A 14,271-nucleotide genomic window follows, 5' to 3' on the forward strand; every position below is an offset into this window, starting at 1 on the left:
CCCCTCTCATTATGGATGTCACGTGTTAGTATATCACCGACCCGTGAGTGACCGACCTGATGAGTGAAGGACCGAGATGCTGACATTTGCCGAGTTCGAGCGAACGGAGATCGCGGGCGTGCCGATCATCGTCGCGACCCGTGATGAAGCGATCGAACAGATCGCGGCGGTCGCGCAGAGCGGTGGTGCCGGTGACGTCCACCTGGCGAACTCGTACGTGATCTCCCTCACCGCGCAGGACGAGGACTACCATCGGCTCATCGCCTCCGGGGCTGCCGTCTACCCAGACGGCAAGCCCCTCACGTGGGTGTCGAGAGTGCTCCCGGGCCGCGCGCTGTCGCAGGTCAGGGGCCCGTCGCTGTTCCCGGACATGATGGACCGGGGGCGGAGCCGGGGACTCCGGCACTTCTTGCTCGGCAACACGGACGAGGTGCTGGCGTCCCTCCGCGCCGAACTCGAGCGGCGGTACCCGGGCGTCTCGATCGTCGGGATGCACCGCTCGTACTTCCGGCCACTGACCGACGACGAGCTCGCCGCTCAGGACGCCGAAATCGTCGCCGCTGATCCGGACATCATCTGGGTCGGCCTCGGAACACCGCTGCAGGACGTCGAGACGCGACGGATCGCCGAACACCTCGGGAAAGTCGCGATCGGGGTCGGGGTGGCGTTCGACTTCATCGCGGGGACGAAGCCAGTGGCTCCGGAGTGGATGACCCGTGTCGGGCTGGAGTGGGTCTTCCGGCTCGCGAGCGAACCGCGCCGTCTCTGGAAGCGTTACCTCATCGGGAACTTCGTGTTCCTCCGCGCGGCCCTGCGGCGACGCCGATGACCGGCAGACGCGTGGCGGTCGTCAGCCAGGTTCCTCCGCCCGTGCACGGCCAGACCGTGATGACCCTCCGTTTCCTCGACGTGCTCGAGCGGCTGGGGCGACCGTCACGACTCGTCGATCGTCGGTTCAGTGCGACGGTCGCCGAGGTCGGTGTGCCTTCGCTGCGCAAGGTGGTCGCGGTGGTCGGACTGCTCACCCGTGTCGTCTGGACCAGCGTCCGTTTCCGGCCCGAGGCGGTCGTGGTGTTCGTCACCACCCGGGGCGGATCGTTCCTCGTCGACTGGGCCGTGTCCGAGCTCCTGCGGCTCTTCCGGAGTTCTCTGGTGCTCTACGTGCATTCGGTCGGCTTCGAGGACCTCCGTCGTCGAGGCCGGTTGTGGGCGTGGTGTGTCGATCGTCTCCTCGGCTCGAGCGACCGGATCGTCACACTCGGTCCGTCCCTGCTCGCAGACCTGCCTGGCCGCGCTGCACTTTGTCTCGCCAACACGCCGGGCCCGGTGCCGTCTGTGACCACCGACGCCGATCCGTGCAGCGTCCTCTTCCTGTCGAACCTCATCCCTGGCAAGGGTGCCGAGGACTTCGTGCGGATCGCCGGACTCCTCCTTCGTCGCACCGGGACCGAGCGCTGGCGTTTCACACTGGCGGGTTCGCCCGCCGATGCAGACGTCGTCGCAGCGGTCGAACGCGAACTGGTCGATGCCGACGTGGCGGCACGTGTCGCGGTCGTGGGCGCGCTCGGCGCGCCCGAGAAGTGGCAAGCGTTGGCGGTGTCGACGTGTCTTGCCTTCACGTCGTCGCTCGAAGAGGCGCAGCCGTTGACGATCGTCGAGGCGTTCGCGAGCGGCACGCCTGTGGTCGCGTACCGCACCGGCGGTGTTCCAGACCTCATCGAGCACGGTGTCAACGGCTTCCTCGTCGACGTCGGCGACGAGGATGCGTTCGCCGATGCCCTCGAGTCCCTGATCAGAGACCCTGCACTCCGCGGACGACTGTCCGCTGGCGCCTCGCGGACCTTCTCGGCGCGTCTGTCCGAGCTCGCCTACACGGACGCCTGGCGACACGTCCTCGACGAGAGCGCCCGATGAGCGTCCATCCCGCCACGACGTTCCTTCCGAGCCGTCGATCGTTCCGAGGACACCGCTGGCGAGCCCCGGCCCTGCCCTGGCTCACCTGGGTGGCGGTGACGATGGCGATCGTGATCGACACGAGTGGCCGTGTCGGTCTGGGGCCGGTGAGCCTCTCCGCGTTCATCTCGCTCGGTGTCATGGCGGTGCTCATCGCGCTGGCCCCGCTCGTCGTGGGAGCGGGACTCGCAACCGTCCCCTTGCCGTTGCTCCTGTTTTACGGCTTCGTCGTCGTCCGTCTCGTCTTCGCTCCCAACCCCGACGGGCTCCAGAACGCAGCGATCCTCACCATGTTCACCTTCGGCATCGCGTTCTCTGCGCGGTCGGCGACGGTGGAGATCGCCGGCGCGACGCTCCGGGTGTTCGCCGGTGTCGGTGTCCTGGTCGCCGTCCTGTTCGCCGTCGGCAGTGTGTCGGGTGCGGACGTCTACATGACCCGTGCATTCGCCCTCACTGCTCTCGTGCTGCTGTCCGCTGCGGTGGTGCTGCCACCGGCAGACCTCCTCGCCCTTGCCGCTCCGTTCGTGATCGTCGGGGCCATCGTGCTCAGCCTGTCCCGGACGGCGTCCGCGATCAGCATCCTCATGTTGGTGGGACTCGTCGTCCGGCTCCGCCGAGGACACCGGATCCTGCTCGCCTGCGGCGCGGTGACCGGCGTCGCGCTCGCCACCTGGGCGCTCCTGTCGACGTTCGCACCGTTGCGCGATCGCTTCCTCGTCGGTGACAACGCGGTCGAGGTCGGTGGCCTCGCGATCAACACCTCCGGCCGTTCGGCGCTCTGGGAAGCAGTCAGCCAGAACGCGATGCACGCGCCCTTCCTCGGCCATGGCCCGGGGTCGGCGGTCGTCTTCGTGACGGAACGGTTCGGTGGGATCACACAGCCGCACAACGAGTACCTCCGCGTCCTGCACGACGAGGGGCTCGTCGGACTGGTCCCGTTCGTCCTGGGCTGTCTGCTCGTGCTCATCCGTGTCGTCAAGCGGATCGCACGGACGGACCAGCCGATCCACTGGGCCGCGCTGTTCGCTCTAACGGCGACACTCGCTGCCGCCGCCACGGACAACGTCCTCGTCTACCCGTTCGTCCTGCTTCCCGCCGCGGTGCTCATCGGGCTGTCACTCGGCCTCCCCGTCGATCTCTCGGCAGGATCGAAGACGACAGGAAAACGCACACGAGCGCGTCGGGACAGAGCGGACGAACTCACCGGGGTGCTGCGATGAGTGGTCGACCAGACATCGCAGCCGTGATGAGCGCGTACAACGCCGTCGACACGATCGTCCCCGCCGTGCGCTCGCTCCTCGACCAGACCGAGGTCGCCTTGGAGGTCGTCGTGTTCGACGACGGATCGACGGACGGGACCGATCTCGCGCTGAGATCACTCGTCGATCCGAGGCTCCGCGTGCTCCGATCCCCGCACAACGTCGGTCGATCGATCGGACGCGAGCGCGCCATCCGAGCGACGACCGCAGCGGTGATCGCGATCGCAGACGCAGACGACGTCGCGCTCCCCGGAAGGCTCGCGGCGCACGTCCGTCAGCTTCGGGAGAACCCTGCCGCGGTCGCGACCTTCGGCAGGCTCGTCGAGCAGCGCGGCACGCGGACGATCCTCGCCGATCGGTTCCCGCACGACTCCGTCGCCGTCGACGCGATGTTCGAACGCGGTCAGATGCCGGTCGCGCACCCGGCGAGTGCGTTCCGTCGCGAGTGGTACCTCGACACCGGCGGGTACGACCCAGAGATCCGCTGGTGCGAGGACTACGACCTGTTCGCACGCGGATGGCGCCCCGGAGCCGTCGTCCCCGACCCCACGTCCGTCGTGCTCTACGCGTCCCCTGGCGCCGTCCGGTCGTGGCGCTACTGGTGGGAGAACGAGCGGCACCGTCGTGCGATCACCGCCCGTGTCCTCGCGGCCGGCCGTTCTCGAGCCGGTGCGACTCCCATCGCGCCCTACCTCCGTGCTGCCAGCGCCCCACCACGTCGCGCCGTCGAGGTGCTCCGGTACGTCGCCGTGTCAGCACGCGATGCCGTCCGTGAACGTCGGCGTCTCCACCGTTCCACCGAAGAAGAAAGCGGAAACAGATGAACACCACCAACACTGTCCTCGTCACCGGGGGCGCCGGCTTCATCGGCTGCGCACTCTCTGAGCGGCTTGCGAGCAGATTCGCCCGCTGGGTCGTCGTCGACTCGCTGCATCCGCAGGTCCATCCCGAGCGGGTGCGACCGGTCGGACTCCATGCTTCCGCAGAACTCGTGGTGGGTGACATCACGAGGAGCGAGGTCTGGGACGATGTGCTCTCGGACGTCCGCCCCGAGATCGTGATCCACCTCGCGGCAGAGACCGGAACAGCGCAGTCGCTCGACGAGGCGTCGCGACACGCTGAGGTGAACGTCGTCGGAACCACCCGCATGCTCGACGGGTTCGGCCGTCACGGCGTCGTCCCCGAGCGGATCCTCCTCAGCAGCAGTCGCGCGGTGTACGGGGAGGGGCGCTGGATGTCCGAGGCCGGTGACGTCCAGTACCCGGGCCAGCGCAGCCACGCGCAGCTCGAGCGTGGGGCGTGGAACTTCGACGGACTGTCACCGCTCCCCGCCCGCGCCGATGACAACGTCCCGCATCCGACCAGCGTCTACGGCTCGACCAAGCTGTCGCAGGAGCAGATCCTCGCGGCCTGGGTCGGCGCGCGGGACACGGCGTTGACCGTCCTGCGCCTGCAGAACGTCTTCGGGCCCGGGCAGTCCCTGACGAACAGCTACACCGGCATCGTCTCGCTGTTCTCCCAGCTCGCCCGTGCCGGGCAGAGCATCCCGATCTACGAGGACGGCGAGATCACCCGTGACTTCGTGTTCATCGACGACATCGCCGACGCCTTCGTGGCGGCGCTCGGGATGACTCGCTCGGTCGGGACCACGACGTTCGACATCGGGTCCGGCGTCCCATCGACGATCAACGACCTCGCTCGGACGATCGCTCAGCACCACGGAGCGCCCGCTCCGCACGTCACCGGGGCGTTCCGTGACGGCGACGTCCGGTTCGCGGCGTGTGATGTCGCTCCGACGGTGGCCGCGATCGACTGGGAGCCGCAGTGGAACCTGGACGCCGGCGTCGTGCGCCTGCAGGACTGGATCGACGGCCAACTCGGAACCGCAGCCGAGGCACTCCTGGCCAGCTGAGGTTTCTGCGCAGGAAGCCCCGGCTGCTCCGTGTGGAGTGGCCGGGGCTTCCTGCTGCCCCTGGGAGGTCGGCAGGGGGGGAGGCGACGCCGATGCCACTCCGTGCGACGGATCAGTTCGACGGCGATCCTGAGCGAACGACGATGCCCCGGCTGCTCGGGATGAGCAGCCGGGGCATCGTCGTTGTGCGGGGGCGTTGCACGCTCGCGTGCGCGCTACTCCGCAGCGATCTCGTTCTGCGCGCCCTTGTCGTCGACCGTGGGCGTGTTCCCGGCCTTGACCACGTTGCCGTTCGAGCCGGCGCCGATGGTCACCGACCCGACCGACTTCGCGTGGACCGAGTTGATGGCACCCGCGATCGACACGTGCTCAACGGCTCCCGTCACGGTGACGAGTGAATTGGAAGCGGAGATCTCGAGGTTCGTGCAGTCGCCCTTCACGGTGAGCTCGGCGCTGTCGTCGGTGACCTTCGCAGTCCCGTCCTTGCATGCGACGTCCTTCTTGACCGCGGGCCCGGCGGGCGACGTGGCTGACGGGGTGGAGCTGGGCTTCGCGGTGTTCGTCTCTGCCGCCGAGCAGCCCGCGAGGGTGGCGAGGGCGAGTGCTGCGGTGGCGATGGTGATCGGCTTGATGAACTGCATGAGGGGATCCTGACGTCGAAGGCGTTGTGTGGATGGAAGGGTCGAGGCCCAGGTCGCGGTGAGCGAGCCTGGGCCTCGACGAGCGCTCCGGATTCGGAGTGCTCAGCTCACCGTGAAGGAGAACCGCGCGGTCGTGTCCGCCCCAGGCAGGGACTGCACCACGGTGCCCGAGTAGCTGCCGGGTGCCAGCGTCACGGTCGACGTCAGCGTCCAGGTGCCGTCGTCCTTGACCGATCCCTCGGCCAGGGTGGTGCCGCCGGAGCCCTTGATGACCAGGGGAGCCTTGGGCGTGCCCTTGCCGGAGAACACCGGCGTGCCGTTGGTCAGACTCGCGCCGATCGCCGGGCTCTCCAGCGTCACCGCAGTGAACTCGATGCGGAACTGGAACGGGGCGGTGGTCACCTTGCCGTCAGCGACCTGTCGAACGGTCCCGGAGTAGGAACCGGCTCCGAGAGCGATCGTCGAGGTGACGTCGAAGCGGCCATCGCTGCGCACCTTGCCCGATGCGAGCTGCGTCCCGGAAGCACCGGTGACGGTGATGTCGGCGTTCGGGGTCCCGGTGCCGCTGAAGACCGGGTTCGGGGTGGTGACCACCGCGTCCTGGCCGGGAGCGGTCAGCGAGACGGGGATCATCGGTGCGACGATCGTGAACCGGAATTCCGCCGAGGTGGTCTTGCCGTTCACGGTCTGCCATGCCTTGCCGGCGTAGCTGCCCCGAGCGAGGGTGACGGTGGAGGGAGCTTCCCAGGTGCCGTCGGCCTTGACCGTCGTGGTGGCGAGGGTCGTGCCGTAGGTGCCCTTGACCTCGATGGTCGCGCCGGCCTGGCCCGTACCGGTGAACACGGGGTTGGTGTCCGTGATCTCCGAGCCGATCGCCGGGGTTTCCAGCGTCACCGGGGCGATGTTCTGCACGACGGTGAACCGGAAGTCCGCCGAGGTGGTCTTGCCGTTCACGGTCTGCCATGCCTTGCCGGCGTACTCGCCGTTGGCGAGCGCAACCGCCGAGGGGACCGACCAGGTGCCGTCGGCCTTGACCGTCGTGGTGGCGAGGGTCGTGCCGTAGGTGCCCTTGACCTCGATGGCCGCGCCGGCCTGGCCCGTACCGGTGAACACGGGGTTGGTGTCCGTGATCTCCGAGCCGATCGCCGGGGTTTCCAGCGTCACCGGGGCGATGTTCTGCACGACGGTGAACCGGAAGTCCGCCGAGGTGGTCTTGCCGTTGACGGTCTGCCATGCCTTGCCGGCGTACTCGCCGTTGGCGAGCGCAACCGCCGAGGGGACCGACCAGGTGCCGTCGGCCTTGACCGTCGTGGTGGCGAGGGTCGTGCCGTAGGTGCCCTTGACCTCGATGGTCGCGCCGGCCTGGCCCGTACCGGTGAACACGGGGTTGGTGTCCGTGACCTCAGCGCCGACCGCCGGGGTTTCCAGCGTCACCGGGGCGATGTTCTGGCCGACGGTGAACTTGAACGGTGCCGTGGTGGTCGTGCCGGTGACGGTCTGGGATGCCGTTCCGGCGTAGCTGCCGATCGCGAGCGCAACCGCCGAGGGGACCGACCAGGTGCCGTCCGCCTTGACCGTGGTCGAGGCGAGGACGGTGCCGTAGGTGCCCCGCACGACGACGGTTGCTCCGACGGTGCCGCGGCCTTCGAACACCGGGTTCGGCGTTGAGACGTCCGAGTCGATCGCGGGAGCGGTCAACGTGACCGGGACCATCGCCTTGACGACGAAGTTGATCGGTGCGCTCGTGCTCTCACCCTTGAGCGGTGTCTGGACCGCGGTGAGCATGTAGCTGCCGTCGACGAGGTCGAAACCGGCCGGGACGCTCCACTTGCCGTCCTTGACGGTGGTGGTCGCGACGACCCTGCCGGTCGCGCCCTTGATCTCGATCGTGGCGCCTTCGTCACCCGTGCCGGAGAACACCGGACGCTTGTCGGTCACGTTCGACCCGTTCGCCGGAGTCTCCACGACAATCGGAGCGACCGGGTTCGCGGCCTCACCGATCGTGGTCTTCGTGGTGGAGGTGGTGTCGAAGGAGCCTTCGACAGCGGTCCCGACGAGCTTGGTCGTCATCGCCGAGGTCGCCTCGGGCGCGTCAGCCGGGGTCTCGATGTCGATGCCCCAGCGCAGCAGGGACGCGTCCGGCAGCGTCCACGTGGACGTGGTCGGCTTGAACGTGTAGGTGTAGGTCTTGCCGTCCATGGACAGGTCACCGTTGGTGAGGGTCAGGGAACGGTTCGTCCAGCCCTCGCCGGGCTTCTGGTAGCTGCCCTGGATGGTGTCCTGGCCCTCGGCGAAGACGGTGCCCTCGGGAGCGGTGAAGGTGACCTTCGCATCCGGTCGGGACACATCGCCCTGGGTCTGGAACTGCGCCTGGACCTTCGTGGTGGCGTCGCGCTCGAGCGTGACGGCGGGGCCGTCCTGCCCGACGATCGCGGACGCGTTGATCGTGACCTCGAGGATCTTGTCGTCGATGTCCTTGTTGTCGATCATCTGCACGACGCGGAGGGAGTTGTCGCCGTCCTTCAGGCCCGTGACGGTCATGGTCCAGGACCCGTCGGCGGCGACCCGGACCGGGACGCCGGTGCCGGGGATGTAGACGAACGCGCCGGGCGTTGCGGTGCCGGAGATGACCGCGGACTTGCCGGCCTGGTTCACCGAGTCCACCTTCGCCGTCAACGGCTGCTCCGTGACCTCGATGTGGGTCGAGGTCGCTGCGGCCGCGCGGAACGTGCCGACCGAGCTGGTGCCGTTGAAGACGAAGCCCATCTTGTCGGTTCCACCACGCGTGGCTTCGGGGACGTTGACCTTCATCATGAAGCGGTACTGCTGACCCGCGGGACGGGTTCCTGCCCAGTCGGCATCGAACGTGATCGTCTTCCCGGCGTCCGAGAGACGACCATCGGTCAGCGGGATCGTCGTCGAAGCGGACCATTCCTCGGCCCCGACGGCGCGGTACGCGCCCTGGACCGTGGACTGCGCATCGAACGTAGCGCCCTCCGGCGCGGTGAGCGTGACCGTGCCGTCGACGTTTTCACGTGCCTCGTTGTTCTGCACCACCATCGGCACGTCCGTGGTCGTACCGCGGGCGAGCTCGATCGGGCCCTGGTCGACGCCGACGAGCGTGCCGCCCTCGACCAGGTTGACCGTGACGTCCTTGCGGTCGTGCTCGACGTTGTTGATCTTCTGGATCGCGGTCAGCGTGTTCGTCCCGTTCGCGAGCCCCGAGACGGTCATCGACCAGGTCCCGTCGCTCGCGACCGTGACGCTCTGGCTGCCGATCGTCACCGTCGCACCCGGTGTCGCCGTGCCGGAGAGGACCGCCGACTTGGCGGAGTAGTCCACGGACGTGACTGTTGCAGACAGCGCTGCGGTTGCATCCGCGAGGTCGCCACGCAGGACGGCGTCGGCGTAGTGCTCTGCTGTGAGGTGGGTGATCGACATAAAGCCGCTATCACCCGGGTCGGAGGCCCCGATCGTGTAAGTGGACCCGACCGGACGGAGTCCCGGGCCAGAAACGAACTGATTGTAGACGTTGGTCCACTCCCAGTCCTGGTTCGCAGCTCCAGTGCAGGCACGTCCGAGAACGACGCTGCCGACCGACAAACTTGACGGCTGCAAGCACAAGTCCGCGGCAGATCCAGTACCTCGGATCGGGCCACGATTTCCAGCTGCAGGGAAGGTATATGTACCCGCGGATGACTGTGCGGTTGCCTTCGATTGGCTCCACACCCTGCCAGGAGCAGCGTTCAAGGTCGGAGCCGCGACGCCCACGAATGCCCTGGGGTCTGTCGACCCCGTCCGATTCAGCTGAACGAACTTGCCGATGAGTCGATCACTCGCCTGTGTTTCTGCACTGGACGGTTCGGGAGCGGCAGTGGCGGAAGCGGCAGGGGCGCCGAACGACAAACCAGAGACGATGGTGGCTGCGGCCAGCCCGGCCGCGCCCATGGACTTGAGAGCTGTCGAAGCCCTCTTCTTGTGAGACATGTGCATCTTTCGAGACGGGCCGCAGGATGCGGCCGTGCGGGAAGGGACACGCCACAGTTCGCCGAAGCGAATGCAGCATGTAGATACAGAATATCACCTGATATGCCAGTCGTTGACCCCTCGCTTGCGCTGTGAGTTGAGTGTGATCACCGCAACTTTGTCTGCCCGACGTTGACGCGCCTCCTGACCGGTGTAGAGTTGAGCCATGCGGACGCAAGTTCGCAACAGACTTCGCACCACCAGCACTGACAGAAGGAGTACCCACACATGGGACGTGCAGTAGGCATCGACCTCGGAACCACCAACTCGGTCGTCAGCGTGCTCGAGGGCGGTGAGCCCACCGTCATCGCCAACGCCGAGGGCATGCGCACCACGCCGTCGATCGTGGCGTTCACGAAGGACGGCGAGGTGCTGGTCGGCGAGACCGCCAAGCGCCAGGCCGTGACGAACGTCGACCGCACCATCGCGTCGGTCAAGCGTCACGTCGGCACCGACTGGACCACCGAGATCGACGGCAAGAAGTACACGCCGCAGGAGATCTCGGCTCGCACCCTCGGCAAGCTCAAGCGCGACGCCGAGCAGTACCTCGGTGAGGACGTCACCGACGCGGTCATCACCGTGCCGGCGTACTTCAACGACGCCGAGCGCCAGGCCACGAAGGACGCCGGTGAGATCGCCGGCCTCAACGTCCTCCGCATCATCAACGAGCCGACTGCGGCCGCTCTGGCCTACGGCCTCGACAAGGGCAAGGAAGACGAGCTCATCCTGGTCTTCGACCTCGGTGGCGGCACGTTCGACGTCTCCCTGCTCGAGGTGGGCAAGGACGACGACTTCTCGACGATCCAGGTCCGCGCGACCTCCGGTGACAACCGCCTCGGTGGCGACGACTGGGACCAGCGCATCGTCGACTACCTGGTCAAGAAGTTCAAGGACGAGCACGGCGTCGACCTGTCCACGGACAAGATCGCCAAGCAGCGCCTGAAGGAAGCGGCTGAGCAGGCCAAGAAGGAACTGTCGTCGCAGATGTCGGCGAACATTCAGCTCCCGTACCTGACGCTCACCGCCGAGGGCCCGCTGAACCTGGACGAGACCATCTCGCGCGCACAGTTCGAGCAGATGACCTCCGACCTGCTCGACCGCACCAAGAAGCCGTTCAACGACGTCATCAAGGAAGCCGGTGTCTCGGTCAACGACATCGCCCACGTGGTGCTCGTCGGTGGCTCGACCCGCATGCCGGCCGTGGCCGAGGTCGTCAAGTCGCTGACCGGTGGCAAGTCCCCGAACCAGGGCGTCAACCCGGACGAGGTCGTCGCCGTCGGCGCCGCACTGCAGGCCGGCGTGCTGAAGGGCGAGCGCAAGGACGTCCTGCTCATCGACGTCACGCCGCTGTCGCTCGGCATCGAGACCAAGGGCGGCCTGATGACGAAGCTCATCGACCGCAACACCGCGATCCCGACCAAGCGGAGCGAGACCTTCACGACCGCTGACGACAACCAGCCGTCGGTCGCGATCCAGGTCTTCCAGGGCGAGCGCGAGTTCACCCGCGACAACAAGCCGCTCGGCACCTTCGAGCTCACCGGCATCGCGCCGGCTCCCCGTGGCGTACCGCAGGTCGAGGTCACGTTCGACATCGACGCCAACGGCATCGTGCACGTGTCCGCCAAGGACAAGGGCACCGGCAAGGAGCAGTCGATGGTCATCTCCGGCGGCTCGTCGCTGCCGAAGGAGGACATCGAGCGCATGGTCCGCGAGGCCGAGGAGCACGCCGCCGAGGACAAGGCTCGTCGCGAGGCCAACGAGCGTCGCAACCAGGCCGAGCAGCTCGTCTACTCGATCGAGAAGCTCATCAAGGAGAACGACGAGAAGCTCCCCGCGGACGTCAAGTCCGAGGTGCAGGCCGACGTCGACGCGCTCAAGTCCGCTCTCGCGGGCGAGGACGACGACGCCGTGAAGACCGCCTTCGACAAGCTCAACGAGTCGCAGGGCAAGCTCGGCCAGGCCATCTACAGCCAGCAGGACGCAGCAGCCGGCACCGCCGGTGGCGAGCAGCCCGCGGGCGAGCAGCCGGCCGACGACGAGGACATCGTCGACGCCGAGGTCGTGGACGACGAGGACGACAAGGACAAGAAGTAACGATGACGGATCCCAAGGACAACGCGCCCCACGAGGACGAGCCCCAGGTCGAGGGCGACGCCACGAACGCTGCCGAGCCCGAGGACCTCATCGAGGCGGAGGGGCCCGACGTCGAAGTACCGACGGACGGCCCCGCCGCCGGGGGCCCGGCGGCCGATGCAGCGAACGATCTCTCCCCGGAGGACGAAGCGCTGCTCGCCGACGCAGCCCGCGGCATCGCCGAGGACAAGCTGAGCACCGAGGACCGCGACCTCGTCGCCGAGATGCGTGCGGACATGCTCCGTGCGCAGGCCGAGCTGGTGAACTTCCGGAAGCGCGTCGAGCGTGACCGTGAGGCCAACCGCGAGGTCGCCATCGCCGAAGTGGTGCGGGCACTGCTGCCGGCGCTCGACGACCTCACCCGGGCCGAGGCCCACGGTGACCTCGCCGAGGGCCCGATGCAGGTCATCGGCCAGAAGATCCGCGGGGGCTTCGAGAAGTTCAAGCTGGTGCAGATCGGCGAGAAGGGCGAGGCGTTCGACCCGAACATCCACGAGGCGATCGTCCAGCTCCCCACCCCGGGTGCCACCGGACAGACCGTCGCGGACGTCGTCGAGCCGGGCTACAAGCTCGGTGAGCGGGTCCTCCGCGCGGCCAAGGTCGCGGTGGCGGTCCCGGCCTGAGCCGGGTCCCCACGGTGACGACAGAAGAAGGCAGGTGATCCATGGCCAGTCAGGATTGGTTCGACAAGGACTTCTACAAGGTCCTCGGCGTGTCCAAGGACGCCTCCGACGCCGAGCTGAAGAAGACGTACCGGAAGCTCGCGCGGCAGTTCCACCCGGACTCCAACCCGGGTGACGCCGCCGCCGAGAACCGCTTCAAGGAGATCAGCGAGGCGTACTCGGTGCTCTCCGACAAGGAGCAGCGCCAGGAGTACGACCAGGTCCGCGCGATGGGCTCCGGCGCCCGCTTCACGGCGGGCGGCGGAGGCCAGGGCGGGTTCGAGGACGTCTTCGGCGGGATGTTCGGGCAGCAGGGCGGTGGCGGACAGCGCGTCCGCTTCGGCCAGGGCGGCCCGGGCGGTGCCGGCGGTTTCGAGGACATCCTCGGCGGGATGTTCGGTGGGGGCGGTGGCTTCGGTCAGACCTCCGGCGGCTACCGCGGCTTCGGTGGGCCGACGAAGGGCCGCGACGTCACGGCGTCGACGACCCTCGACTTCACCACGGCGATCGCCGGTGACACCGTCAAGCTGTCGCAGGGCAACGGTCGACCGGTGAACGTCCGCATTCCCGCGGGTGTCGCCGACGGTCAGAAGATCCGTCTGCGCGGCCGCGGCGAGCCCTCGCCCGACGGTGGTGAGGCCGGTGACCTCGTGGTCGCGGTGTCGGTGCGGAAGCACCCGGTGTTCGAGCGCGACGGTCTCAACCTGCGCGTGGACGTCCCCGTGACGTTCACCGAGGCGGCACTCGGCGCGACGATCGAGGTCCCGACGCTCGGCGGTTCGCCGGTGAAGCTCAAGGTCGCCCCCGGCACACCGTCGGGTCGCGTCCTGCGCGTCAAGGGCCGCGGCGTCACGACGAAGAAGGGCACGGGCGACCTGCTCGCGACCGTCCAGGTCGCGGTGCCGTCGCACCTGTCGGACAAGCAGCGCGAGGCCGTCGAGGCACTCGCGGCTGCGCTGCCCGACGAGAACCCCCGCGAGGACCTCCTCGCCAAGGCGCGCGACTAGCGCGCGCGACCACAGCAGTCGACCCGGCCTGGAGGAACGGCGCGGCTTCCTGACGGACGCTCGCCGTTCCTCCAGGCTGGTTTCCACACCACGCGGACGACGGAAAGGAACGCGCCATGACCGACATGGACGAGAACTCGCCCGTCTTCGCGATCGCGGTCGCTGCGGAGCTCGCCGAGATGCACCCGCAGACGCTCCGGCAGTACGACCGGCTCGGCCTGGTCGTGCCGGGTCGAACCCGGGGTGGGTCGCGGCGCTACTCGATGCGCGACGTGGTGCAGCTTCGCGAGATCGCGCGCCTCGGCTCCGAGGGGGTGTCGCTGGAGGGCATCCGGCGGGTGCTCGACCTGGAGAACGAGAACAAGGCGCTGCGTGACCGGGTGCGGGAGCTCGAGTCGGCGCTGGCCGACCAGCTCATCAACCGGCCCGGTGCACGGGTCTTCGCCGCCACCGCGAGTGGTGCGGCGATCTCGCTCAAGGCGGGTTCGCGGCCGCAGCGGAACACGCAGATCGTGCTCTACCGCGGGCCGCGCTGAGTGTCGGAGAGCGGCGAACGTCCCCGGTGACCATCTGGTCACCGGGGACGTTCTGTGAGCCGGGGCTCAGTTGATGGTGAAGCGGACGGGGGCTTCGGTCGTGGCGTTGTCGGGTGCGATCCTCACCGCGACACGTCAGCCG

At 68.1% G+C, this 14,271-nt stretch carries 11 protein-coding genes; 9 read left to right on the plus strand and 2 right to left on the minus strand.

Annotation, left to right across the window (positions count from 1 at the left end):
- Window positions 1–76 precede the first annotated feature (76 nt).
- Genes DEJ35_RS03295 through DEJ35_RS03315 form a run of 5 tightly spaced genes read left to right on the plus strand, consistent with a single transcriptional unit; the run spans window position 77 to window position 5,124 of the window.
- Entirely contained in the window at window positions 77–829 is a 753-nt protein-coding gene (locus DEJ35_RS03295) for a WecB/TagA/CpsF family glycosyltransferase (RefSeq protein WP_111090159.1), read from the plus strand.
- Window positions 830–870: 41 nt separating this feature from the next.
- Window positions 871–1,914 carry a glycosyltransferase family 4 protein gene (locus tag DEJ35_RS03300; RefSeq protein WP_181419947.1) on the plus strand — a complete coding sequence of 348 codons (1,044 nt, stop codon included), beginning with the start codon at window positions 871–873 and terminating at the stop codon, window positions 1,912–1,914.
- The gene (locus DEJ35_RS03305; RefSeq protein WP_111192054.1) at window positions 1,911–3,173 is read left to right on the plus strand and encodes an O-antigen ligase family protein; all 1,263 of its coding nucleotides are present in this window, start codon (window positions 1,911–1,913) and stop codon (window positions 3,171–3,173) included. Before DEJ35_RS03300 ends, DEJ35_RS03305 begins: the two co-directional genes overlap by 4 nt.
- Window positions 3,170–4,036 carry a glycosyltransferase family 2 protein gene (locus DEJ35_RS03310; RefSeq protein WP_111090161.1) on the plus strand — a complete coding sequence of 289 codons (867 nt, stop codon included), beginning with the start codon at window positions 3,170–3,172 and terminating at the stop codon, window positions 4,034–4,036. Before DEJ35_RS03305 ends, DEJ35_RS03310 begins: the two co-directional genes overlap by 4 nt.
- Entirely contained in the window at window positions 4,033–5,124 is a 1,092-nt protein-coding gene (locus DEJ35_RS03315) for an NAD(P)-dependent oxidoreductase (RefSeq protein ID WP_110858739.1), read from the plus strand. Before DEJ35_RS03310 ends, DEJ35_RS03315 begins: the two co-directional genes overlap by 4 nt.
- 215 nt (window positions 5,125–5,339) lie before the next feature.
- Here the strand turns inward: DEJ35_RS03315 and DEJ35_RS03320 are convergent, their stop codons facing one another.
- The gene (locus tag DEJ35_RS03320; protein WP_111192055.1) at window positions 5,340–5,765 is read right to left on the minus strand and encodes a DUF3060 domain-containing protein; all 426 of its coding nucleotides are present in this window, start codon (window positions 5,763–5,765) and stop codon (window positions 5,340–5,342) included.
- A gap of 102 nt (window positions 5,766–5,867) precedes the next feature.
- On the minus strand, window positions 5,868–9,107 hold the full coding sequence (locus DEJ35_RS03325) for an Ig-like domain-containing protein (RefSeq protein WP_181435491.1): 3,240 nt from the start codon (window positions 9,105–9,107) through the stop codon (window positions 5,868–5,870).
- A gap of 912 nt (window positions 9,108–10,019) precedes the next feature.
- Here DEJ35_RS03325 and dnaK point away from each other — a divergent pair.
- The 4 genes from dnaK to DEJ35_RS03345 all read left to right on the plus strand — a co-directional run bounded on the left by dnaK (window position 10,020) and on the right by DEJ35_RS03345 (window position 14,129).
- The gene (gene dnaK / locus DEJ35_RS03330) at window positions 10,020–11,885 is read left to right on the plus strand and encodes a molecular chaperone DnaK (protein ID WP_110858742.1); all 1,866 of its coding nucleotides are present in this window, start codon (window positions 10,020–10,022) and stop codon (window positions 11,883–11,885) included.
- Between the two features lie 2 nt (window positions 11,886–11,887).
- Window positions 11,888–12,547 carry a nucleotide exchange factor GrpE gene (locus tag DEJ35_RS03335; RefSeq protein ID WP_082046895.1) on the plus strand — a complete coding sequence of 220 codons (660 nt, stop codon included), beginning with the start codon at window positions 11,888–11,890 and terminating at the stop codon, window positions 12,545–12,547.
- Between the two features lie 41 nt (window positions 12,548–12,588).
- A complete protein-coding gene (locus DEJ35_RS03340) occupies window positions 12,589–13,593 on the plus strand; it encodes a DnaJ C-terminal domain-containing protein (RefSeq protein WP_111192057.1) in 1,005 nt (334 codons plus the stop codon).
- A 125-nt stretch (window positions 13,594–13,718) separates the two neighbouring features.
- Window positions 13,719–14,129 carry a heat shock protein transcriptional repressor HspR gene (locus DEJ35_RS03345; RefSeq protein WP_027464889.1) on the plus strand — a complete coding sequence of 137 codons (411 nt, stop codon included), beginning with the start codon at window positions 13,719–13,721 and terminating at the stop codon, window positions 14,127–14,129.
- Window positions 14,130–14,271 lie beyond the last annotated feature (142 nt).

This window comes from Curtobacterium sp. MCPF17_051 (assembly GCF_003234595.1).
GTDB lineage: Bacteria > Actinomycetota > Actinomycetes > Actinomycetales > Microbacteriaceae > Curtobacterium > Curtobacterium flaccumfaciens.

Bases quoted from the DNA above. Each gene is read 5' to 3' on its own strand.
- DEJ35_RS03295 (WP_111090159.1), top strand. From the start codon at position 77: ATGCTGACATTTGCCGAGTTCGAGCGAACGGAGATCGCGGGCGTGCCG.
- DEJ35_RS03305 (WP_111192054.1), top strand. From the start codon at position 1,911: ATGAGCGTCCATCCCGCCACGACGTTCCTTCCGAGCCGTCGATCGTTC.
- DEJ35_RS03310 (WP_111090161.1), top strand. From the start codon at position 3,170: ATGAGTGGTCGACCAGACATCGCAGCCGTGATGAGCGCGTACAACGCC.
- DEJ35_RS03315 (WP_110858739.1), top strand. From the start codon at position 4,033: ATGAACACCACCAACACTGTCCTCGTCACCGGGGGCGCCGGCTTCATC.
- DEJ35_RS03320 (WP_111192055.1), bottom strand. From the start codon at position 5,765: ATGCAGTTCATCAAGCCGATCACCATCGCCACCGCAGCACTCGCCCTC.
- dnaK (WP_110858742.1), top strand. From the start codon at position 10,020: ATGGGACGTGCAGTAGGCATCGACCTCGGAACCACCAACTCGGTCGTC.
- DEJ35_RS03335 (WP_082046895.1), top strand. From the start codon at position 11,888: ATGACGGATCCCAAGGACAACGCGCCCCACGAGGACGAGCCCCAGGTC.
- DEJ35_RS03340 (WP_111192057.1), top strand. From the start codon at position 12,589: ATGGCCAGTCAGGATTGGTTCGACAAGGACTTCTACAAGGTCCTCGGC.
- DEJ35_RS03345 (WP_027464889.1), top strand. From the start codon at position 13,719: ATGGACGAGAACTCGCCCGTCTTCGCGATCGCGGTCGCTGCGGAGCTC.